The organism is Rhizobium mongolense subsp. loessense, from assembly GCF_900099775.1.
GTDB lineage: Bacteria > Pseudomonadota > Alphaproteobacteria > Rhizobiales > Rhizobiaceae > Rhizobium > Rhizobium loessense.
The window spans coordinates 14776-37054 of the sequence record NZ_FMTM01000009.1 but is presented as its reverse complement, the minus strand read 5'-3'; the positions used below and the strand labels follow the sequence as shown (position 1 = coordinate 37054).

17 protein-coding genes and 2 pseudogenes are annotated in these 22279 nt (G+C 58.7%); 9 read left to right on the top strand and 10 right to left on the bottom strand.

The window, feature by feature from the left end:
- Positions 1 to 46: 46 nt before the first annotated feature.
- The gene (locus tag BLP23_RS24735; protein ID WP_092587389.1) at positions 47 to 2047 is read right to left on the bottom strand and encodes a BTAD domain-containing putative transcriptional regulator; all 2001 of its coding nucleotides are present in this window, start codon (positions 2045 to 2047) and stop codon (positions 47 to 49) included.
- Positions 2048 to 2221: 174 nt separating this feature from the next.
- Between BLP23_RS24735 and BLP23_RS35155 the strand changes: the two genes are divergently transcribed.
- The 7 genes and pseudogenes from BLP23_RS35155 to BLP23_RS35370 all read left to right on the top strand — a co-directional run.
- Positions 2222 to 2464 carry a YjiS-like domain-containing protein gene (locus BLP23_RS35155; RefSeq protein ID WP_092587388.1) on the top strand — a complete coding sequence of 81 codons (243 nt, stop codon included), beginning with the start codon at positions 2222 to 2224 and terminating at the stop codon, positions 2462 to 2464.
- 262 nt (positions 2465 to 2726) lie between these two features.
- A pseudogene (locus tag BLP23_RS24725) lies at positions 2727 to 2888 on the top strand (class I SAM-dependent methyltransferase); the annotation flags it as partial.
- A 298-nt stretch (positions 2889 to 3186) separates the two neighbouring features.
- Positions 3187 to 4443: an MFS transporter gene (locus BLP23_RS24720; RefSeq protein ID WP_092587559.1), complete on the top strand. Its 1257-nt coding sequence runs from the start codon at positions 3187 to 3189 to the stop codon at positions 4441 to 4443.
- Between the two features lie 298 nt (positions 4444 to 4741).
- Positions 4742 to 5632, top strand: a complete 891-nt coding sequence (locus tag BLP23_RS24715) for an N-formylglutamate amidohydrolase (protein ID WP_233426804.1) — start codon at positions 4742 to 4744, stop codon at positions 5630 to 5632.
- Positions 5629 to 7515 (top strand): flavohemoglobin expression-modulating QEGLA motif protein, encoded by a 1887-nt coding sequence (locus BLP23_RS24710; protein WP_092587387.1) that lies wholly within the window; start codon positions 5629 to 5631, stop codon positions 7513 to 7515. Before BLP23_RS24715 ends, BLP23_RS24710 begins: the two co-directional genes overlap by 4 nt.
- Positions 7516 to 8559 (top strand): glutathione synthase, encoded by a 1044-nt coding sequence (locus tag BLP23_RS24705; RefSeq protein WP_092587386.1) that lies wholly within the window; start codon positions 7516 to 7518, stop codon positions 8557 to 8559.
- A gap of 172 nt (positions 8560 to 8731) precedes the next feature.
- A pseudogene (locus tag BLP23_RS35370) lies at positions 8732 to 8866 on the top strand (LysR family transcriptional regulator); the annotation flags it as partial.
- 174 nt (positions 8867 to 9040) lie between these two features.
- Here BLP23_RS35370 and BLP23_RS24700 read toward each other — a convergent pair.
- The 3 genes from BLP23_RS24700 to BLP23_RS24690 all read right to left on the bottom strand — a co-directional run bounded on the left by BLP23_RS24700 (position 9041) and on the right by BLP23_RS24690 (position 11679).
- Complete coding sequence (locus BLP23_RS24700; RefSeq protein ID WP_092587557.1) at positions 9041 to 9811, bottom strand: SDR family NAD(P)-dependent oxidoreductase; 771 nt, start codon at positions 9809 to 9811, stop codon at positions 9041 to 9043.
- 417 nt (positions 9812 to 10228) lie between these two features.
- Positions 10229 to 10603: a hypothetical protein gene (locus tag BLP23_RS24695; RefSeq protein ID WP_092587385.1), complete on the bottom strand. Its 375-nt coding sequence runs from the start codon at positions 10601 to 10603 to the stop codon at positions 10229 to 10231.
- A 584-nt stretch (positions 10604 to 11187) separates the two neighbouring features.
- Positions 11188 to 11679: an Lrp/AsnC family transcriptional regulator gene (locus BLP23_RS24690; protein WP_092587384.1), complete on the bottom strand. Its 492-nt coding sequence runs from the start codon at positions 11677 to 11679 to the stop codon at positions 11188 to 11190.
- A 685-nt stretch (positions 11680 to 12364) separates the two neighbouring features.
- Here BLP23_RS24690 and putA point away from each other — a divergent pair.
- On the top strand, positions 12365 to 16072 hold the full coding sequence (gene putA / locus BLP23_RS24685) for a trifunctional transcriptional regulator/proline dehydrogenase/L-glutamate gamma-semialdehyde dehydrogenase (protein WP_092587383.1): 3708 nt from the start codon (positions 12365 to 12367) through the stop codon (positions 16070 to 16072).
- A gap of 79 nt (positions 16073 to 16151) precedes the next feature.
- Positions 16152 to 16343 carry a hypothetical protein gene (locus BLP23_RS24680; protein ID WP_092587382.1) on the top strand — a complete coding sequence of 64 codons (192 nt, stop codon included), beginning with the start codon at positions 16152 to 16154 and terminating at the stop codon, positions 16341 to 16343.
- 97 nt (positions 16344 to 16440) lie between these two features.
- On the opposite strand, the gene BLP23_RS24675 is transcribed toward BLP23_RS24680, so the two are convergent.
- From BLP23_RS24675 to BLP23_RS24650, 6 genes are all read right to left on the bottom strand, one after another.
- Positions 16441 to 17406: a LysR substrate-binding domain-containing protein gene (locus BLP23_RS24675; RefSeq protein ID WP_233426803.1), complete on the bottom strand. Its 966-nt coding sequence runs from the start codon at positions 17404 to 17406 to the stop codon at positions 16441 to 16443.
- Between the two features lie 175 nt (positions 17407 to 17581).
- Positions 17582 to 18316, bottom strand: a complete 735-nt coding sequence (locus BLP23_RS35365; RefSeq protein WP_092587381.1) for an MOSC domain-containing protein — start codon at positions 18314 to 18316, stop codon at positions 17582 to 17584.
- Positions 18317 to 18318: 2 nt separating this feature from the next.
- Positions 18319 to 19329, bottom strand: a complete 1011-nt coding sequence (locus BLP23_RS24665; protein ID WP_092587555.1) for a GlxA family transcriptional regulator — start codon at positions 19327 to 19329, stop codon at positions 18319 to 18321.
- Positions 19330 to 19428: 99 nt separating this feature from the next.
- Complete coding sequence (locus BLP23_RS24660; protein WP_092587380.1) at positions 19429 to 20280, bottom strand: ABC transporter permease; 852 nt, start codon at positions 20278 to 20280, stop codon at positions 19429 to 19431.
- Entirely contained in the window at positions 20277 to 21125 is an 849-nt protein-coding gene (locus BLP23_RS24655) for an ABC transporter permease (RefSeq protein WP_092587379.1), read from the bottom strand. Before BLP23_RS24655 ends, BLP23_RS24660 begins: the two co-directional genes overlap by 4 nt.
- Positions 21126 to 21148: 23 nt before the next feature.
- A complete protein-coding gene (locus BLP23_RS24650; RefSeq protein WP_092587378.1) occupies positions 21149 to 22240 on the bottom strand; it encodes a quaternary amine ABC transporter ATP-binding protein in 1092 nt (363 codons plus the stop codon).
- Positions 22241 to 22279: the final 39 nt, after the last annotated feature.

The window sequence follows — 22279 nt, the reverse complement described above, 5'->3', positions numbered from 1 at the left end:
AAGCGCCGCGCCTTTTACGTCCGACCCAGCTTTGCGCGGATCGGCGTTACTCCGGCAGTCCCGCTTTCCGAAGAGCCTCTATATACCGAGTACGATCGTCCGGTCGCCGGAACGGTGGGAGTATATCGGCAAGATTTGAAAGGCGCAGCGCAGGGTCGCAGTCGCATAGGCGAGCGATCATTTCCTTGGCTTCCGCAAACCGCCCCGCCAGGGCATGACCGGCCGCCACGACACGCATCGCGCTCGGGTAGTTCGGCTGGTGGCGCAACGACTTCCACGCCCAGGCGACGGCGTCATCGTAGCGGCCAGCACAAAAATGAGCGAGCCCGGTGTTGAACTGCCAAGCAAACAGGCGCGGATCAAATGGGCTCAGGCGCATGGCAAGCGCGGCGTGTTCGACGGCCTTGTCCGGCTCGCCCAAGCAAGCTTTCACCCAGCTGCTGACGCCCAACGCAGCGGCCAGATTCGGGTTGAGAGCAAGCGCGCGATCGATGCAAGCCGCACTGTCATCGAGGTCGCCACCAACGTAGCCGAGGACGTATCCGCCGTAGGAAAGCGCAATCGCATCGTCCCTTCCGAGCTCGACCGCCCTCCTGGCCAGTCGGGTAGCTTCGGCGATCTCTTGCGCACGGTCGATCATCCAGCCGTTGCTCTTTCGGGTCGCGTAACATCGCGCCGCCCGAGCATGGGCCATAGCAAACTCAGGGTCACGGTCGATCGCCTTCATGAACAGCCCCAAGGCATCGTCGATGGTGGATCTAACGGTGATCGTCCGGTCAAAGGCCGCCAGCCCGCGGAGATAGTAGTCGTAAGCGTCGAGGCTCTCTGTCGGCTTGCGTTTGGCGCGCTCGATCTCAGCCTCCTCCACTTTCGGTGTTATCGCGCCCACGATGCTTGAGGCGACCTGATCTTGAAGATCGAATACATCCGCCAGAGTTCCGTCAAAACGATCTGCCCACAGATGGGCACCCGTCGACGTGTCGATGAGTTGCCCGGCAATGCGCAGACGGCCGCCCGTCCGGCGCACGCTTCCCTCGACCACATAGCGTACGTCCAATTCGCGTCCGACCTGCTTTATGTCTACGGCTTGACCCTTGTAGGTAAAGCTCGAATTCCGCGCGATGACGTACAGGTGACGGAAGTGAGCCAGGGCGATGATGATGTCCTCCACTATGCCGTCGGCAAAATATTCCTGCTCTGTATCGCCGCTTAGATTCTGAAATGGCAACACCGCAACCGATGCCCGATCGTGATGTTTCGTTGGGACTGAGAGGGCCTGCAGCTGCGACACCGGTGCAGTCCGCTGATTTTCGGATTCCTCCCGCGATTGCAGCGATGCCGCCAGGAAGGCCGTCTGTGCCTCGGGCTCCGCGCGCAGATGCTTCTTCAAGAGAGCTCGGCAGGTGGCGAACTGGCGCAAGACCGCGTTGTCGTGCCCCCTCAGAGCGTGGATCCGCATCAACGCTCGATGGGCTGCCTCCATGGTCGGGTCCGAAGCAAGCAGCCTCTCCGCGAGCCCTTCGCAGGCTGTTTCTTCTGCGGAGCCGGGCCTAGAGAGCGCCAGGCTCAGCCGCTCCACCAGCTGCTGCGCCTTGCGTTGATATTTACTCTGATGAGGTCTGAACCATTCATCCAATCCGTCCGGGATGGTGTCGCCAGCAAGCACCTCACCGCGGTAGAGATCCGCAGCAAACGCGAGATCAGTGGTCCGGCCGTCTTCCAGTTTCAGGTCGAAGATCGAAATGTCCGCGTCATCCGGCCCGGTAACCAGCGCGACGGCCTCCTGGTCCCCCTCGATGTAGACGGTGGCATCCTTGCCAGCCGGGAACGACCGCCTGATGTCGACCAGCGCCTGCCGCAAACTGTTGCGGGCCTGCCCATTGCTTCGTCCCGGCCAAAAGGCTTCTGAAAGCTGTTCCCGACGATAGCCGCGGCTGCCTCCAAGGACCAAGGCAGCAAAAAGGAGCGAAGTCTTGCGCGTGGTGAAGCGGACTTGCCGGTGTTCCGCAGAAGTAACTTCGAGGCCACCTAGCAACCTGATGCGCACCGATCGTCTCCAGATTTTGACCGCTGCCGCAGAATAGCATTTCGGCAGATAGATTTAACATCGATTTAGCGGCTGCTTGTCGAACTTTTGCTCCTTCTTCACGCACAGCCGAACAGCCCGAAAACACCCGCGTGGCACGCTCCCACCTGCAAACCTCAAAATGGGAGAGAGAAAATGGCTCATACAGAAACTCGCGCTGGCAAAAGCGCGTCGAAAACACAGTTGTTTGGATCCAGGCTGAAGTGCGCAGCAACCATAATCGCGGCCTTGCAGCAGTGGCGGCAGACCGTCGCTAGACGGACGGCGCTGGCCGACTTGACGCCCGATCAACTGAGGGACATAGGTCATCCGCAGGTCAATCGGCCCGTGCTCTTAATCAAAGCAGGTCTGATCACGAACTTAATGTCGATGCGGTAGTCAGCAAAATCCAACCGCGCGCGAGATCAACAACGAGAAGATCCCAAACAACCGGTGCGGCGCTGATGCGCGTTCCTGCTCAAGTGGCTTCTTGTCGCCTGATTGCCGACCTTGCGCTGCGACAAAAAAAGGCTGCTCGCGGCCTCACAAGCGGGCGGCTCGATCCACGAAGCTCAGTTTTTCTGCGATTTCAAGACCTATCCACATCATGCTCGCCATCTTATGAGACGGCGTCGGATGAATCGCATCGGAGAAACCAAGCATGAGCCAAAAGGTCCCGCAAACCATCACCACCTGGTATGTCGATCCTGACGCCGAGGGAAGGATGGCGGATGGGCACGCCCCAATCTGGCGACGTCTTGTCGACCTCATCGTCGAGCGTGATCTCTCGCAAAAGTGCGTTCTCGATTTCGGCTGCAATCGGACCCTATTGCGGGCGTAAGCGCGTGAGCCAAGCAATCATCGCCATACGTGGGCCGGGCGTTGCCTGTACTGAAAGGATGATGCATTGACGACGTGCAATTTCCTGTCTAGCTGTATCGTCATGAAGATCGCAATGGTTCTCGTCGTGGTGATAGGGCGCATGGGCAGGATGGTATAGTCATCCGGCGAAAGCACCCATGCGCGGTAAGCAGGCTCCTGACGGGGCCTTTTTTATGCCCGGAGATTGGGCCGCGCCTCGTCAGACTTCCGCAATCCTTTCTGACCATACGGACAAAACAATGACGAGCGAAAATCCCATTCAGACGTCGTGTACCCAAGTGACCGGCAAAATGAACATCACCCTGATGACTGCCCCGCCCCGGCTAGCGACCCTCATCTTGCTTTCGGCGCTTGCGGTATTGCCGGTGAACATGATCTTGCCGTCGCTTCCGAACATTGCGGCCACGTTCCAAGCTGATTTCGCGCTCGTTAATCTTTCGGTTGCGGGCTATGCAACCGTAACGGCGCTGACATCGGTCATCGCAGGGGCGATGACCGATCGATATGGGCGCAGGCCGGTCGTATTAATGGCTGTCTCCACCTTCATTGTCGCGTCCCTTGGCTGTGCACTGGCGACCAATATCGGCGTTTTCCTTCTGTTTCGAGCAATGCAGGCGTCCATTGCTGCGTGTTTTTCCCTCGCCCTCGTCCTGATCAAGGAGACATCGGGCGAGCGCGAAGCCGCGAGCAAAATCGGTTACGCCGCCATGGGATGGGCACTGGCGCCGATGCTCGGTCCGATGTTTGGCGGGACGTTGGACGAGTTGTTCGGATGGCGGGCGAGTTTTGTTGTCTTTGCGGTCCTTGGTGCAGCCATGCTCGCTTTGGCCCTTTGTGATTTAAGGGAAACGGCCGCGGGCTCACAGAGACCGCATGGAAACTATCTTGCCGCCTATGGACAGCTCCTGAGTTCGGCGCGGTTCTGGGCCTACACCCTGTGTATGGCCTGGTCCATAGGGACGCTTTACATCTTCCTGGGCGGAGCACCATTGGCCGTCGGTCAGACGCTGGCCGGCTCAAGTGCGAAACTGGGCTTCTACATGGGATTGGTCCCGGCGGGCTTCATCCTGGGTAGCTATTTGGCTGGCCGCTACGCCTCCAAGCACGCGCTCGGCGCTATCCTCATTGTCGGTCGGCTCATAACGTGCATGGGGCTGTTGGTTGGCCTGATCCTATCGATGTTGGCGACATCCCACGTTCTTGCGTTCTTTGGGCCTTGCATGCTCATCGGCATCGGCAATGGACTGACCATGCCCGCCGCCAACACAGGTGTGCTGTCGGTGCGCGCCAATCTCGCCGGTACCGCGGCGGGGCTGGCCGCTGCAATGACAACCGCTGGCGGAGCACTCATAGCCTCAGTCGCCGGCTTTTTCCTCGTGAAGTCAGGTGCAACCCATGTCCTGCTCGGCATGATGCTGATATCGGCATCACTCGCGTTGCTGGCAGCACTTTTGGCCGCTTTTGTCGATTGGCGTGCCTCCAAGATGGGTTCCTAGGGAGGCCGATTTCTATCATCCCTTGCTCAGTCCACTTAAGCCTTGAGGTTCTTCTTGCGAAAACATGCTGGGCTTCTGGCTCGCGCGCACTCCCACCTTGATCAAGTTGAACGCCGATCTACCTTCTTCTCTAAGAGGCGAGAGCCCTGCAATCGGTAGATAATATGTGTCCGCAAACCTCCTGCAACCATCGACCGGTCGTCCCTCCATTGAAGGATCATCCCGCCATCGTTGGTCGTGATTGTGATCCACTCCCTTTCAGATCGCAAAAAGGCAGAGGCAACGAAGGAGCGCCGGCGTGCCCGCCTGGCGGAAAAGCAGTCCCGACAGCTTTGGGCAGGGCTTGGTTCAGAAAGGTCGATCACTGACAAACCAGATCGAGGTTCCCAACAGCGCATCTCCCGACACCGGGTCTTTATGGAGCGTCAGGAGAAGCCAATCTCCGGTCATCGCGACGGCAATCCATGACGGTCGGCTTATGCGGCACGACTTGCTGCCGCTTTGTGCTTTGAGCGAGTCCGAGCGTCTTCGTGAGGAAGACCCCTTCACAGCCTTCCTGATCAGTGGCGTGCCGAACCAGGTGGTCTTTCATCGTTCTCGGTTTGAAATCGATCTCAACCGGAGTCGCGAACAGGCGGTCTACTTCCGTCCTGAGCAAGCCTGGGGGCTAACTGTCTGGAAAAATGGCCTTCCCGCCTCCGAGCACTTGGCCTCCCTGACAATTTACGATGACTACTATGAAATGCTTGGCTCCTTTCTAAAGAGTATCGAGCGAAACCACGGGGAGTTCGTCCTTCTCGACGTCCACAGCTATAACCATCGCCGCGCCGGTCCCGACATCCAGACCGATCCCGAGCAAGCCCCAGATATCAACATCGGTACTTTCTCGATGGACCGCGATCGCTGGGCGCATGTCGTTGATCCGTTGATGGACCACTTCCGAGCCTTCAGGATCACAGACAAGCCGCTGGCCGTGAGCGAGAATATCGCCTTCCAGGGCAAGGGAGAGCAAACCCGCTTTATCCACGAGCAGTTCCCCAAGACGGGATGTGCCATCGCCATCGAGTTCAAGAAGATATTCATGGACGAGTGGACCGGGCAGCCGGACAACGCCGTCCTCGGCAAGCTTCGCGACGCGGTAACGGCGGCCGTTCCACTTCTGGAACGCATTGTGGGGCAGCCTCGATGATGCGCCAGACGTCGGCAGTTCAGGAGAGTTGGCTGGAGGAGATCACACAGTGTCTGCGTGATGATAAGCCGATCCGCAAGGAGTTGCCGGAAGGCGGGCGACTTCATATTGATCGACTGCTGCCCTTCCTCTTCATTTACGTTGAGACCCGCAAGACCGAAGAGGTTGCCCGGTCGGTAACACAGTCAAATGCTTCGTATCTTCTCGCATCGACCCCAAAGCAGGTCATGCCTGTCATCCAGGCTCTTAGCGCCGTCGCGGTTGAACGATTTGGATCTTTCCTGGTCGTCAGAAGTGGAGAGCTCGGGCGCGACAAGTTCCTTACCGATGACGCGCCCTATCTGCCGCCCTTCGAGGTTTCGGTCTGGTCAACCGAGAATGCCGTTGTAGCCAAGGAGACATTCTCGCAGGCGGTCATGGCGAGCGAGGCTCGGTTTCGCACGCCAAGGGTCGAGGAACGAGGCGCTCCGCCATCGATGATCGACGAGGAGATTTCTGTTTTACCCGGTTGCGCCGTCTTATCGGCCGAGTTTGCTCCGATTTACCGCGCGCCCGAGTCCGCACTGATATACCCAGAGCTTCGGGATCAGCTGATTGCAACCCTGTTCGATGCCGGGCTACGGGCATGTGCCGCATTCATAAGCTCTCGTGACATCTTGAAACTGACATCGCATCGATCCTTGGGGCGCCGCGCCTTTGTTGATGCGGTGAGCCGTGTTGACCGGGGCATCGATGAAATTGCGTCGGCCTTTGACGTGCTCCTTGCGGTTACCCCCATCAACGCTCAGCAGGCGTTTCAACAGTTCAAGTCGAACAGCTTCAAAGGCGAACCCGCCTTCCTGTACCGCCCTTTGACCATCCAGGTCGAAAGCGCAAAGCAGCACCTCTTTTCGGTTTCCTTTGATCATATGGAAGACCCGGTTCTCTACGATATCTATCGGGAAAAGCAGCGCGAAGTGGATTTGCAGCTTTCCTTGATCGCGTCGCGCCAGGCAGCCAGCTTCATTGAGTTCGGAAGAGCGCTATACGGGCCTGTCGAACCGTCTCTCCTTGCCGAAGCCGAAAGCATCCTCGGCACGCTTTCGAACGGCGGCCCGGCTGATTTTGACGACCGGGTTTCCGAGGCGCCAAGTGCGGACGCCAACTATGTTTCGCAACGCGCGCAGGCGATGATCGCTCTGTATCGGCGGGCGTGGCCGGACTTCAAAGTCGATATCGAGCTTCGCGATGATCTTCCATCAGGGTTGATGGTGACCAATCATCGCCTTCTGATATCAAAGACGACCAATATGGATCGACGGCGCGTGGAGCCACTTCTTTCCCATGAGATCGGCGTCCACCTGCTCACCTACTTCAACGGATCGTCGCAAGGCCTGCGGCTCTTTCGCTCTGGCCTTTCTGGCTATGAAGGGATGCAGGAAGGCCTTGCGGTTTTCGCCGAGTATCTCTCGGGCGGTATGACCGCGGAACGGCTGAAGTTGATTGCTGCCCGCGTCGTCGCATGCGCCGACATGCTTGCGGGCGTGCCCTTTGAACATACGTTCTGTCGTCTGGTCGAGGATTACAACTTCACCCACTTCGGGGCGTTCCATCTTGCGCTGCGGGTTTACCGAGGCGGCGGTCTGGCCAAAGATGCGATCTACCTGAGAGGACTGCTTCAGCTCCTCGATCACCTCAAGCGCGGCGGTGCGCTTGAACCCTTCTGGATGGGAAAGATCGCCTCTTCTCATTTTGGCGTCATGGAGGAGCTTGCAGCACGCGGGTTGCTGAAGCAACCGTCTGTCTATCCGCTGTTTCTCGCCACCGGCGAAGGGCGCGAAAGGCTCGACAGGGCCAGGCAGGGAATGCGGCCCATCGACATGGTCCAACCAAAGGAAAGCTAGATGCGCATTGTGTTCTTCGTGAACTCCATCGAGGGCGAGGCTCCGTACTATACGACGACCTCTCTGGCGATTGCGGCAATGGCTCGTGGCCATGACATCTGCTACGTCACGCCCGATGGTTTTGTGCTTCGACCGGATGACAGTCTCTCCATGCGGGCGATCATTCCCGGTGTTGGCAAACCCAAGAACGCCGAAGCATTCATCGCGGACCTTAATGCGAAAACCTCGCCTGAAACGATCGACGTGGTGGATGTCGATGTTCTCTTCTTGCGCAACGATCCATCCCTGGACGCCGATGAACGACCTTGGGCAGCGCATGTCGGGGCAATGTTCGGACGCCTTGCGGTCGAGCGCGGCGTGATCGTCGTCAATGATCCCGACGCCTTGGCGAAGGCGCAGAACAAGCTCTATTTTCAAGACTTCCCCGAGATCATACGGCCGACTACTCTTATTTCCAAGAGCCTGGACGAGATCAGGGCCTTCATCGACAGCCAGAAGCGTGGCGTCGTCCTCAAGCCGCTTCAAGGATCGGGCGGCCGGCACGTGTTCAAGATCAAATCAAGCAAGGAATCCAATCTTAATCAGATATTCGAAGCAGTCAGCGGCGAGGGATACCTGATCGCCCAGGGCTATCTTCCCGATGCCGTTGAAGGCGATATTCGATTGTTTCTCATGAACGGCAGGCCGCTGGAACAGGATGGTTCTTATGCGGCATTTCGCAGGGTCCCGGCAAAGGGCGAGGTCCGCTCGAACATCAGCGCGGCTGGAACTGCGGCCGCAGTCAAGATCACGCCAGAGATCCTTGAAGTCGCCGAAATCGTAAGACCGAAGCTCGTCGCCGATGGCATGTTCTTGGTCGGCCTCGATATCATTGGTTCCAAGATACTGGAGATCAACGTATTCACGCCGGGAGGGCTCCAAAACATTGAGCGGCTCTACGGCGTGGATTTCTCCTCCGTGGTGATCGAAGCGCTGGAAAAAAAGGTGAGCACGCGTGCGAATTACGGCAGCCGGCTGTCGAACGCAGTCCTGGCGACATTGTGATCGGCCAGTCGTGCGAATGTCAAATGTCACGGTCGGCCCCAGAGCATATAATGACCTGCATGAGCCAGTCCGGTACAAGTGCTCGCGGCAACGATTGCCGCCGGGGCCGCCATCTAGGCACCGGACGTGATTTCGGCTACCTTTGAACGGTCATTTCAGTCGTTCGGGGCCTATGGATCGATTTGATGCGATGCGGGTACTGCTTGCGGTCGTCGACGCCGGCAGCTTATCGGCCGCAACCCGAAAACGAAAGGGACCGTCTCTTCCTGCACGAGTTTCCCGAGACCTTGTACGCGTGGAAGGGCATTTCCCTTGAGCGTCGGGCACTACAAGGCGTTCCTTCCCCTACGTCTTGCCATCCTCGGGCTTGACTGCGTTGGCCCGAGGCACCCCGGGCAGTATCCGCTTCAGCTTCAGCGCCACGGCGGGGAAATCGTTGTTCTCGTCTGCATGAGATTTGCGCTGGACGAGCGCCTCGGCCTCAGGCGACGGACCATCCACCGTCCACTAGCAGGTTCGCGCCGGTGATCAGGCTCGCAGCCGGTGATGCAAGGAAGACAACGGCACCCACCACATCATCGGTTTCACCGATCCTGCCGAGTGGAATGTGAGCGAGCGTCGCTTTGCGATTGTCGGCATCGGAAAGAAAAGGTGCTGTACCATCCGTGTGGATGAACGTCGGCGATACAGTATTGACGGTGACATCATAGCGTGCCCATTCGGCTGCAAGGCAGCGCGTGAGGTGATTAATTGCCGCCTTGCTCATGCAATAGATCGCCTCGCCGCGCAGTGCCACGGTACCGGCCTGTGAGCTGATGTTGATGATCCGGCCCCCATTGCGCTTGATCATGTGACGGCCTACTGCCTGCGTCATCAGAAAGGTGCCCTTGATGTTGACATCGAGTATCTCGTCAAGATCCTTCTCCTCAACGAGTTCGGCGAGATTGCCCGGAGCCACGCCGACGTTGTTGACGAGGACGTCGATCCGACCGAAGGTCGTAAGCGCCGCGTCGACGGCTTGTGCGATATGGGCCTTGTTGGGAATGTCCAGTTTAACAGGAAGAACCTTTCGTCCCACGCCCTCGAGTTCGGCAACCAGGCCCGCCGACGCTGCGACATCGCGGACCCCCAAAACAACATCGGAGCCTGCTGCGGCACAGGCAAGTGCGCAAGCTCGGCCGATGCCACGGCTCGCACCCGTCACCAAAGTCACCTTGCCCTCAAGGCTGAAGTCCGGCGCATTCTTCTGCATGATGATGCCTCCCTCGATGAAGCTCATTTATGGCAGTGTCGGCGTGCGGATGCCAGATATTCTGTGCATGCCGGGGAGCGTCCCTTTGACCAACGGGCGATCCCACATCGTCTCTAGAGTGAGATCGATCGGGCAGCCCGAGGGTTGCGCGTTCACGCGCAGTCCAAAGACCAATTGCGACTGAGTGCGTAACGCAATTAGAACTGCGGTGGCGCGGGCGCTTAGGAGGAGAAAAAGCGCATGGCCAAGCTCGTCTTCGGAATGATTGCACTCGTCAGACGGCTACGTCGACAATATGGAATTTGCGCCAGGGTGCACTCCTGCGCCACTTCATCGAGGAACCGCGCGGCCCGACCGGCGGCGTACGGTCACCTCATGTTGGCACAGCCTGGATGAAATCCACGGCAGCGGACCTTGCTACCAACGATCGCGATGAATGCGGGTCGGAATCATCGAAACCGCGGGATTGCCTGGCGCATCCTGGCGGAGATGAAGCACCCATCGTCCAACCACGATCGCGGCAAGGACCGCTACTCCCATGCGAAGCCACGGATAGGCGCCGACACGGCTTCCCGCCACGGTCTTGAGCCGACCAGGGAACAGGGCCAGCTGCTCACGCAGGTCGGAAACGTCCTTCCGGAGCCAGGCAACTTCCCGCAAAGCCGATTGCAACTCATCCTCGCCGGGTATGTCTTCGGCCAGATCGTCGGCCGGGGCGCCTTCCTCCACGTCCGCAAGGTGTTCACGAAGCTGGGTTGGACTGTCAAAGCCCTTGAAACGGATGTTCGTCATTGCCTTTGCCTCAGTGCGTTATCGTCATCGTCGTCCTCTCCCTTGGCGACTAGCGGCGGAGGGAGCGGAGGTTTTTGTCACTTGGCACGTAGCGCTTGCTCGTACCGGTACCGGTCAATTCCCGCCTGGCCATGGTGCGTCTGCTTGCTGTGCGTGGGGAACGCTTCAGGCACCAAAAGGATGCATCACCGGTCGGAGGGGCAAGTCGATTGCGATACTGACGTGCACAGAGCCATAAGCCGCCTTCGACCCAAAACAGGCGCGCTCAGGCATCAGCCGCCGCCATCAACGTCGGTGGGTGAGAAGCGGTCCTCTGCCTGACTCGCGGCAGCACACGTTTTGCAGATTGAACCTTGACGACCGCCGCAGGTGTGGCCGTTGTCGACAGTCGCGAGGATTCGTCCAATCCTGCAAAGTGAGATGCCCAGGTAGCTGATGGCGCCCACGATGACGCAATCCGGTAACGGTATGGGTGCCGACCGTCGACATAGAACCCGCCGGCCACACGCAAAATCGTACAAGAATCGATTATGTCCAGCCAATCTCGTAACGCCAAAAGAACACGCGGAAGCTTTGGCCGGCGGCTAGCTTGCGTAGCTGGACCCGCTCCAGTTTTCTTTCACCGTTTCCATGGCGACATTCGTCGATGTGCTCGCCACAAACGGCAAATTTGAAATCCGTTCGCCAAGTACATGTCTATAGCGGCGTATGTCACGCGTCCTGATCTTGAGCAAATAATCAAAGCGTCCGGCAATCATGTGACATTCTTCGACTTCCTTGATCTTCTTGACTGCCGCATTGAAGGCGCGAAGCGCATCTTCCTGGGTGTTTGAGAGTTTGACCTCCGCAAAGGCAATATGCTCCAGATTCAGTTTTGAGGGATTGATGACGGCTTTGAAACCTTCAATGTAGCCGTCAGAAATGAGCCGTTTAAAGCGCAGCTGGCAGGGCGTTTTAGAAAGCCCGACGCGCGCCGCAAGATCGGTGACCGACATTCTTCCGTCGTCGGAGAGCAATTCGAGAATTTTCCTGTCGAATAGGTCAAGTTCACTAAATTCATGCTCATATTTAGTCATTTCATACAACTCCGCGCACAGCAATAAATCCATACAGACTATAAACCAGGAAAATCAAGTCTGAATGCCTTGACTGCGCGTGCTAGAGTAGGCTGCTTGCTGAGGAGGAACGCCACCCTGACCATCCCCGTTAGAATACAGGATCCGCAACCACAGAGATTTGGAGAGTGTCGAGACTTACATGGACCGCGCTCTCGCCTGCCGTCCCCTGCCCGAAGGTTTGCCGAACGCATCCAGGCTTACAATTCGACGTATACGGCTCGTTTCGGCAACCGACTGGGCGGGCGGATTTTGATCCGCCCCGATCCTTTCTTGAATGCAAGGGGCGTTATCTTGTCGTATTTTGAAGAGGTAGTGAACGTGATGCATATTCCATTCGGTCGCATGGAGCGTCGCAGACGGGAACGCCGCAATCTTCAAAACGCGCAGGCACTCGAAGATATGGCGAACAAGAAGGTCCCACCGACATCCGCGACGACTTCCCGAAGGGCGGCGGCAGCGAGATCGTTCAGCTCCGCTTTCGCACGGTTGAGGTTATGCGCGGCTCTTACGACCGCACCGCGCCGCACTGCACGCCTCTGCGCAGATCAGGGTTCCGAACGGGCGCGTATCATACCGCTTTGACCGCATCACTGACGCTGACAATGAAATCGGCATCCAACACAGGGAACTGAAAGGCACCAAAATGTCGAGCCAATCCAACAAAATCCTCAAGGACAACACTTTGCCGAACCCCGTCCCTTTTTCACTGTTTGCACCACCAATCAGAGCACAGACGCCCCTGCGGCAGGCGATCACCGCAGCGTATCGGCGTCCCGAGCCCGAATGCCTTCCTCCCCTCGTAGAAGCGGCACGGCCGCCTTCCTCTGCGAAGGCCGATGCGGCTAAGACCACGCGCAGGCTCATCGAAGCCCTGCGTGCCAAGCACAAGGGTACCGGGGTCGAGGGGCTTGTTCATGAATATTCCCTCTCAAGCCAGGAGGGCGTCGCCCTCATGTGCCTTGCCGAAGCCCTGCTGCGCATCCCCGACGCTGAAACCCGCGACGCACTGATCCGCGACAAGATTGCAGAGGGAGACTGGAAGTCGCATCTGGGCGGCACGAAGTCGATGTTTGTGAATGCCGCGACCTGGGGCCTGGTGGTCACCGGTAAACTGACGTCCACCGTCAACGACCGCAGCCTGGCTGCAGCGCTTACGCGGCTCATCGCGCGTGCCGGCGAGCCTGTGATCCGCCGTGGCGTCGACATGGCGATGCGCATGATGGGCGAACAGTTCGTCACCGGAGAGACGATCGACGAAGCGCTGAAGCGCGCCCGGCCGCTCGAAGCCCGCGGCTTCCGCTACTCCTATGACATGCTCGGGGAAGCTGCCACAACTGCTGTGGATGCAGAACGCTATTATCGCGACTACGAGGCAGCGATCCATGCCATCGGCAAGGCCTCCAATCGCCGCGGCATATATGAAGGGCCTGGAATATCCATCAAACTCTCCGCTCTTCATCCACGTTACGCCCGCGCTCAGGCGGACCGCGTGATGGGCGAATTGCTGCCGCGGGTAAAGCAGCTCGCGCTCCTGGCAAAGAAGTACGACATCGGTCTCAACATCGACGCCGAGGAGGCCGACAGGCTCGAACTCTCTCTCGACCTGCTCGAAGAATTGAGCCTGGATCAGGATCTCAGCGGCTGGAACGGCCTCGGTTTCGTGGTGCAGGCCTATGGCAAGCGCTGCCCCTTCGTCCTCGACTACATCATCGATCTTGCCCACCGTTCCGGTCGCCGGATAATGGTGCGGCTGGTCAAGGGCGCCTACTGGGATGCCGAAATCAAACGCGCTCAGCTCGACGGCCTTGAAGACTTTCCCGTCTTCACCCGCAAGGTTCATACCGACGTTTCCTACATTGCCTGCGCGCGCAAGCTGCTTGCTGCCGTCGATTTCGTCTTCCCGCAGTTTGCCACCCACAACGCGCAAACGCTTGCGACGATATATCATCTGGCCGGTCCGGAGTTTCAGGTTGGAAAATACGAGTTCCAATGCCTGCACGGCATGGGCGAACCGCTCTATGACGAGGTCGTAGGCAAGGCCAAGCTCAATCGTCCGTGCCGCATCTATGCGCCGGTCGGCACGCATGAGACCTTGCTCGCCTATCTCGTCCGCCGCCTTCTCGAAAACGGGGCAAACTCATCGTTCGTAAACCGCATCTCTGATCCAAACGTCTCGGTCGATGAGCTTGTTGCAGATCCTGTGGACGTCGTCGAAGCCATGCCGGTCGTCGGCATGCCGCATGACCAGATCCTACTTCCGGCTGCGCTTTTCGGAAAGGACCGGCTCAATTCGAAGGGGATTGACCTTTCGAATGAAGCAGCCTTGGCGGAGCTTTCCGCTCATCTCGCCGCCACCCTTTCCCGAAACTTCCATGCCATGCCGTTACTCGCCGACGGCTCGCAGGACGGTGAGACACGGCCGATCGCCAATCCGGCCGATCACTCCGATGTCGTGGGTCACGTTACGGAGCTCAAGGTTGACGATGCGCCCAGGGTTGCACGTATGGCTGCCGATGGTGTCGCAGAATGGGCCGCGTTGTCGCCTCGTGAGCGAGCAGCCTGCCTTGATAGAGCCGCCGACATAATGCAGGCCCGCATCGAGATACTGATGGCCATCGCCATGCGAGAAGCAGGCAAGTCAGCCGCCAACGCGGTCGGCGAAGTCCGTGAAGCGATCGACTTCCTGCGCTATTATGCCGACCAGGCACGCAAGACGCTTGGTCCAGCGCATGCACCGCTCGGCGCGATCGTCTGCATCAGCCCCTGGAATTTCCCGCTGGCGATTTTCACGGGCCAGGTGGCGGCCGCCCTCGTCGCCGGCAATTCGGTGATGGCAAAACCCGCCGGCGTCACCCCGATCATCGCCTATGAAAGCGTGAGAATCCTGCATGAAGCCGGCGTGCCGCGCGGCGCGCTGCAGTTCGTGCCCGGCAGCGGCCGCCTGGGAGCTGCACTGGTGGCGGCTCCCGAAACGGCAGGGGTCATGTTCACCGGCTCGACCGAGGTCGCCCGTCAAATCCAGGCCCAGCTCAGTGAGCGCCTCTCGCCGGCCGGAAAGCCAATACCGCTGATTGCGGAAACGGGCGGACAGAACGGGATGATCGTGGATTCGTCGGCGCTCGCCGAGCAGGTCGTTGCCGACGTGATTGCCTCCGCCTTCGACAGCGCCGGCCAGCGTTGCTCGGCTTTGCGCGTGCTTTGCCTCCAGGATGATGTCGCCGACAGGACGCTCGCGATGTTGAAGGGCGCGTTGAAGGAGCTCAGGATCGGGCGCACCGACCGCCTCAACATCGACGTCGGACCGGTGATTTCCGAGCAGGCAAAGGCCGAGATCGACCAACACATCGAACGCATGCGCTCGCTCGGCTGCAAGGTGGAGCAATTGCCGCTTCCCGAAAGCGCCGCTCTTGGCACCTTCGTTCCGCCGACGATCATCGAACTGAAGCAGATGTCGGACCTGACGCGCGAAGTGTTCGGACCTGTACTGCATGTCATCCGCTATCGCCGCGAAGATCTCGATCGCTTGATCGACGATATCAACAATTCCGGCTACGGCCTCACTTTCGGGCTCCATACGCGACTGGACGAGACAATCGAGCACGTCACGGGACGGGTGAAGGCGGGCAATCTGTACGTCAACCGCAACATCATCGGCGCGGTGGTCGGCGTCCAGCCCTTCGGCGGACGGGGTTTGTCCGGCACGGGACCCAAGGCAGGCGGGCCACTCTACATCGGCCGCCTCGTACAGCGCGCGCCCGTCCCGCCACAACACAGTTCCGTCCATACCGACCCTGCGCTTCGCGACTTTGCATCCTGGCTGGGCCGCAAGGGTCACAACGCCGAAGCAGAAGCAGCGCGCGAGCTTGCCGCGATTTCCGCGCTCGGGCTCGAAAAGGAACTGGCGGGACCTGTGGGTGAACGAAACCTCTATGCCCTTCATCCAAGGGGGCGGATCCTCCTGGCGCCGGCAACGGCAACAGGCCTTTTCCGTCAGCTTGCGGCGGCATTGGCCACCGGAAATCAGATTGTGATCGATCGTGCGTCGAACCTTGAGATCGCCCTCACCGCGCTTCCAGCCTCCATTTTGTCTAGGGTCTCCTGGAGTTCGAACTGGGAATCCGACGGACCATTCTCGGGCGCCCTCGTCGAAGGGGATGTTGAACGCACAGGCTTGATCAACAAAAGGATTGCGGCCTTGAAAGGGCCTCTTGTCCTCGTTCAGTCGGCCACGACCGATGAACTCGCAAAAGATCACGAGGCATATTGCCTCAATTGGCTGCTGGAAGAGGTTTCGATTTCGATCAACACGGCTGCGGCCGGCGGCAATGCAAGCCTCATGACGATTGGTTGAAACGGGGAAGTGCCGCGCGTGTCCGGATCAGACCGCGCGGCCGCTTCCGCCACCGCAACTTTGAAAGTTGAGAACGACCATGTCCACGGAACCGAAAACCGAAGAAAGTTCTGACGAGCATCTGGAGCATTACCGCCCTATCGCATTGAGGGCAGTATTGGCAGCATGCGCGGTCAAAGGCGAGCACAAGAAGCCGGCGGCAGTTCAAGATCTTGAAATATTCGGGGCCTTACCCGAAGGCTTTCACATGCCGCACGATCTGGAGAGCTGAGGGGTTTCCCGCGGCTTTCTCCTGACGGCCAGCCATGGCTCAAATTGCGCTGGCCTGCGCGGTCCGAAAAGCACCATTGGCGGCGACTTGTCTTGGGCTACCGGTCCCCTTTGCAGTCGCGCGCTTCATGTTTAAGCCACTCGACAAACTGTGCGAGGCGCGCATTCTTGGCGCTGCGCGACGGCTCGATGACAAAATAGCCGTTTCGCGTTGCGATCGAATCCTCGGTCAGCCTGACCAGAGCCTTCTGATCCAACAGGTTTTGGACAAGACGCTTCCACCCCAGCGCGATGCCCTGACCGTTCAATGCTGCGTAGATGGCTTCCGTATAAAAGCTGCATCGCAAGCCCGACGGTCGCCTTGGGGCCTGGATTGAAAAGGCGGCGAACCACTCGTCCCATCCGGTCCAGCTTGGATCTTCAGTATCAGAGCTGATGAGAGGATGCCGCGTTAGGTCTTGCAGGTCTGCAAACCCCTCCAGCTTCTCCGCGTAGTCCGGGCTGCAGACCGGGAAAATCTCGTCCTCGAAAAGAAGCTCGGCTCGACCGTCGGACCACATCCCATTTCCGTAGCGGATCGCCAAATCGACATCGCCTCCATCGAGGCTTACAGCATTGTCCTGAGAGATGATCCGTAGAGGGATCTCAGGGTGCTTTCTGGAAAATGAGGCGATCTTCGGCAATAGCCAGAAATGGGAGAAGGCGACGCTGGCCGAGATTGTAAGGCCTTCGTGGCTCTCGTCCCTTTTTATCTCCGCGATTGTGTCGGCCAAAAGGTTAAAGGCCGTTGTCGCAGCCGCAGAGAGTGAGCGACCTTTGTCTGTGGCTTCGATCTTTCGATGCAAGCGCCGGAAGAGCGGAAAGCCAAGGCTTTCTTCCAGCAGATGGATCTGACGGCTGACCGCTGCTTGCGTAACGCCCAATTCGCGCGCCGCCTTCGTGAAGCTCCCTAGCCGGGCAACAGCCTCAAATGCTGTCAATCCGGTCAAAGGCGGAAGCTTTCTTCGCAAACTGACCAAGACGGCCTGACCTCCGATGATCTTGTCCGCCAGCCTTGCTAACATTACATCCGATTATGTCAAGCAGAGTCGAATGCCTCTGTGGAACCCACTTTTGGGGGTTCACCACGATCAAAACATGACGCTGAATTATGGCCCGGCGAAAGTGCCGCAGCGGCTGTTGGCAAGCCTTTCCCGCATCTCTAAGCAGCTCACGTAAAAGTGCTGAACCTTGCAAGCCTTAAAGAAGCACCGCGTCGCCCACGCTCAAAGTGCCCCTATGACCAGGCCGGCAATAGACGCCCATATTCCGGTTGCCATGCCGCATGACATTCCTGAGTATTTCGGGATCATTCTCAAGACCTTCCTGAGCGATAATTGTAAACCCACATCGTTTTGTCGGGGCAACGACGGTGCTCGAAACGGCTCCCAGTTGGAGCGGCCGGCCGATCCAGTCCAGCTCGGCAAAGCCTTTGATGTCGGCGTCAGATTTCACGAATATGTTAGGCCTGAACCTCCTTCGGTCCGGATCGCCGTCGGGATGGATGGACTTAAGATGTTCCACAGAAGCGCTCGTCAGCAGATGGAGTGGCGCGACGTCATATCGATTGACGGCAAAAGCCGTTTCGGCCGTAGCGTTTCGGGAACGTTGATACGGTCTTACAGCCACTTCGAAACCGAAAAATGCCGACAAAAGATGGGCGAGACATGGCGCACCGGTCGCAAGCCAACCTTCGTCCGGCACTTGAATTTCCACTTCGCCGGCAGCCGTCGTTCTGGATTTGACGAATGCGGCTTTATGCCAACGCTGATCGCGTTCGGGATGTGCAACAATTCCCGTCGCTACCTCCACAAGGGCAAAGCGTCGGTCACCGATCAATCCATCGATAAAAACCTCGGCATGATCCAGCCGCTCTCCTGCGACTGAACTTACCGGATAGCGCCAAAGTTCGCTGATCCTTCCAATTTGGCGCACGTTTAGTGGACTCCCGCGGTCGTCGCGCGAACCTGGGAGGGAGTCTGTCCGAATATGCGCTTGAACGTTCTGGTGAAATGCGACGCGTTTTCGAAGCCGACGTCGAGGGCAATCTCGATCATCGGTAGTCTTGAATGGGCCAGCAATGATTTTGCACGCTCCATGCGTACACGGGTATAGGCCTGGGCTGGTGACATTCCCGTCTTCTCAAGAAATACGCGCTCGAGTTGGCGCCGCGATAGTCCAACCGACGCCGCCAGCGCCGGGATCGAGATTCCGTCTTCCAGATGCTGTTCCATCGTGATCATCGCGGCCTTCACGCGTGCATCGTCATAATTCTCATGGAGCGGCCGGCGGGGCTGCACTTCTGCAGGAGACCGAGCCCTTTCGATCTGCAGAACCTCCAAGGCGTTTCGCTCCGCCTCCCGGCTGATATAGCGCCGCACGAGCAAGGCAGCCATGTCGGCGGCGCTACTTCCGCCTGCGCAAGATCCGCGCTGGCGATCGAGATTGAAAAGCCGATCCGAGCGCACCGGAAGATCGGGAAAACTCTCCCGGAAACTCTTGGCATGCAGCCAGCTTACGCACGTCTCGTGACGTGTCATCAGTCCGGCGTCCGCAAGTATGAACGTACCGGTGCAAAGCCCAATCAGCGGTACCTTCTGGACGGAGGCCCGCTTCAGGAAGGCAACCGTGTCCTGGTCAACCGGCCGTTCCACGCAAAGCAGCCCGCCAACCACGACGATGTAGTCGAAGCGGGACGGATCGACGAAGTCTGACGTTGGGGCGACCTGGACACCGCAGCTCGATGTAATCAGATGTCTGGTACTTCCCAGGACCTGCCAGTCGGCAAGGACCCGTCCGGAACGATCAGCTTCGTCACTTGCCAGGCGCAGGGTATCGACGAACAGCGCAAAGGCCGAAAGCGTAAACGATCGAGCCAGAACGAAGCCCACCTTGAGACGCTTAGGCGTCTCGGTCGCATCGCCGGATCTGCAATCTTTTGGTCGCATCATCTTGTCTCCTTGGTACAGTTGCTCGCTGGAACAGACGTTCATCCGATCCGAAAACCGCGAGCAAGCGGCGTGCATCAATGCAGAAGACGGTCTTTCTCATCCCGCTTTTGAAAGGCTGTTGCGGTTGAACAAGCCACGGGACAACCGGTCCAGCAGCAGCGCGACCGCGACGATTGCCAGGCCGGCTCGCAACCCAAGACCCATCTCCATACGTGTCAAACCGCGCGTCACCTCTGCGCCGAGACCACCTGCTCCCACGAGGCCGGCCAACACGACCATCGCCAGAGACAGAAGAATGCACTGGTTGAGCCCGACAAGAAGCGTCTGCTTGGCCAGGGGGATCTCGATCTTCCAAAGCACTGATCGCGGATGGGCGCCGATGGCGCTGCCAAGCTCCATGAACTCCTTCGGCACCTGGTTGAATGCCAGTGTCGTCAAACGCAGCATTGGCGGAATGCCATAGACGATGGTGGCGATAATTGCCGGTACCCGTCCGAGGCTGAAGATCATGACCGCCGGGATGAGGTAGACCCACGGCGGAACCGTCTGCATCACGTCGAGAACCGGACGAACCATTGCCTCCAAGGTCTTGTGGCGCGAGCACAGCACGCCGATCGGAAACGCGACGAGAACGGATATCAACACGGCAACGGTAACCAGAGCGACTGTCTGCATCGAGGCCGTCCACAGCCCCACGAGCAGGCAGAAGCCGAGGCAAAGGCCCGCAAGGATTGCGGCACGCAGGCCGACCGCCACGAATGCCAAAACGATGACAGTCGCAATCAAAGCATACGGCGGCACGAAAAGAAGCGCGCCCTCTATTCCAGACAGGACCGCTTCGACAATATAGCTGATCGCTGCGAACAAAGGATGAAGGTTGGCGTTGAGCCAATCGACTGTCGGCGCAAGGAATGCGCCAGGCGAAAACTGAAAGGTCGAAGGGTTCATGACGTCCTCCCCGCACCGAGGCGTGCTGTGCTCTGGGTTATCCGGTCAAGCACCATGGTGAGAACGACGATGGCGATCGCCCCGTTGATCGAGGTTGCGATATCGAGCGTTCGGATTGCACCGTAGATGGTTTCTCCGAGCCCGCCGGATCCGACGATACCTGCGATGACGACCATGCCGAATGCCATCATCAGGCTTTGATTGATCCCTGCCATGATGCTGGGAAGCGCAAACGGAAGGCGGATCTTGAAGAACATCTTGGCTGGCGTGATGCCGCTTGCCTCGCCGAGCTCGATGAACTCCCTGGGCGTCATTCGGATGCCAAGAGACGTCAACCGGATCGCAGGAGGCATGGCGACGACGACGGTCGCAATCAGCGCCGTGGCCGGCCCGTAGCCGAGCAGCGCGATCGACGGCAGCAGGTAGATGTATGGCGGAAGCGTCTGGATCAAATCCAGGCCAGGCTCCATGAAGCGATCCAGGGCGGTGAAGAACCCGGCTGCGATGCCGATCGGAATTCCGATTGCCAACGCAAGTACGGTCGCTGTCAGCACCAGCGCCAAGGTGCTCATCGTCTCCGGCCAAAGGCCCATGGAAAAGCAGAGCCCGAGTGCAGCGCCACTCAATATGGCAAACCAGGCGTTGACCAGCCGCCAGCCGACGAGCGCTATGACGAGGGCAACCACGTAGAAGGGTGGAAGCTCCAGGAGCCACAGGATCGCGTCGTAGAGTCCTTCGAGAACCCATCGAACGTAGTCGAACAGGAACTCTCCGTTGTCACTCACCCACTCGAGCGCGGAGTCCGTCCATTCGTCAAAAATATCGGTGAAGCCTGAACTGTCCATGTCACTGAGCTCCAAGTTAGGGGTCATGCCGCCGCGAGATCGTTTGTGGACGTACCCTTGACGCCCATCAGAAGGCTGCGTGGCGTGACGACGCCGACGACCTGATCGTTGTCTACGACGGCGATGGCATCGCGCTCCGACTGCATCGTCAACGTGATGAGTTCGTCGATGTCGGCATCGGGCGTGGTGCGCGCCAGAGACGAAATGTCGGAATTCGGCTCGCTTCGCTGAAAATCGGTGACACTGCGCATGACAGAATGTGCCTTGATCAGATGAAGGCGGGATATGCCGGCAACGAATTCGGCGACGTAAACATCTGCGGGATTGAGAATGATCTCCTCGGCCGTGCCGGTCTGGATGATCACACCATCCTTCATGATGGCGATGCGATCGCCGATACGGATCGCCTCGTCCAGATCATGAGTGATAAAGACCGCGGACTTGCCCAGGGCTTTGGTGAGTTGTCTGAACTCATCCTGAAGCTGGCGCCGGATAAGGGGATCGAGCGCGCTGAACGGCTCGTCCATGAGGATGATTTCGGGGTCGGCCGCAAGCGCGCGGGCAAGACCGACGCGTTGCTGCATGCCGCCGGAAAGTTCTCTGGGATAGCGGTTCACCCAGTCGGCAAGGCCAACCTTCTCCAAAGCCGCACTCGCCGTGGCGTTTCGCTCGGGCTTGGCAATTCCCTGCACCTCAAGGCCGAAGGCCGCGTTCTCAAGGACCGTCCTTTGCGGCAGGAGCGCCACACTCTGGAAAACCATTCCGATATTGCGGGCGCGCATCTGCCTGAGATCAACAGGTGACAAGGCAGCCAAGTCCCGTCCCTTCACCAGGACCTTTCCCGCACTGGGCGTGATCAGCTTGTTGAGGAGACGGATGAGCGTCGACTTTCCGCTCCCCGACAGTCCCATGACGCAGAAGATTTCACCGCGCCGCACCTGGATGCTCGCATCGGATACGCCGACGACACAGTTGAATTCCTTCAGGACCTGTTTTTTGCCGAGACCGCGCTCGGCGATGGACTTCATCGCGGAGGAGGACTTGTCTCCGAAGACCTTCCAGAGGGATTGGCAGTCAATCAGGACTTCATTGGTATCGACATTTGCGGTTTTCATAGCGATCCCCTTTGAGCCAATTGGCGCTGGCTTTTCTCG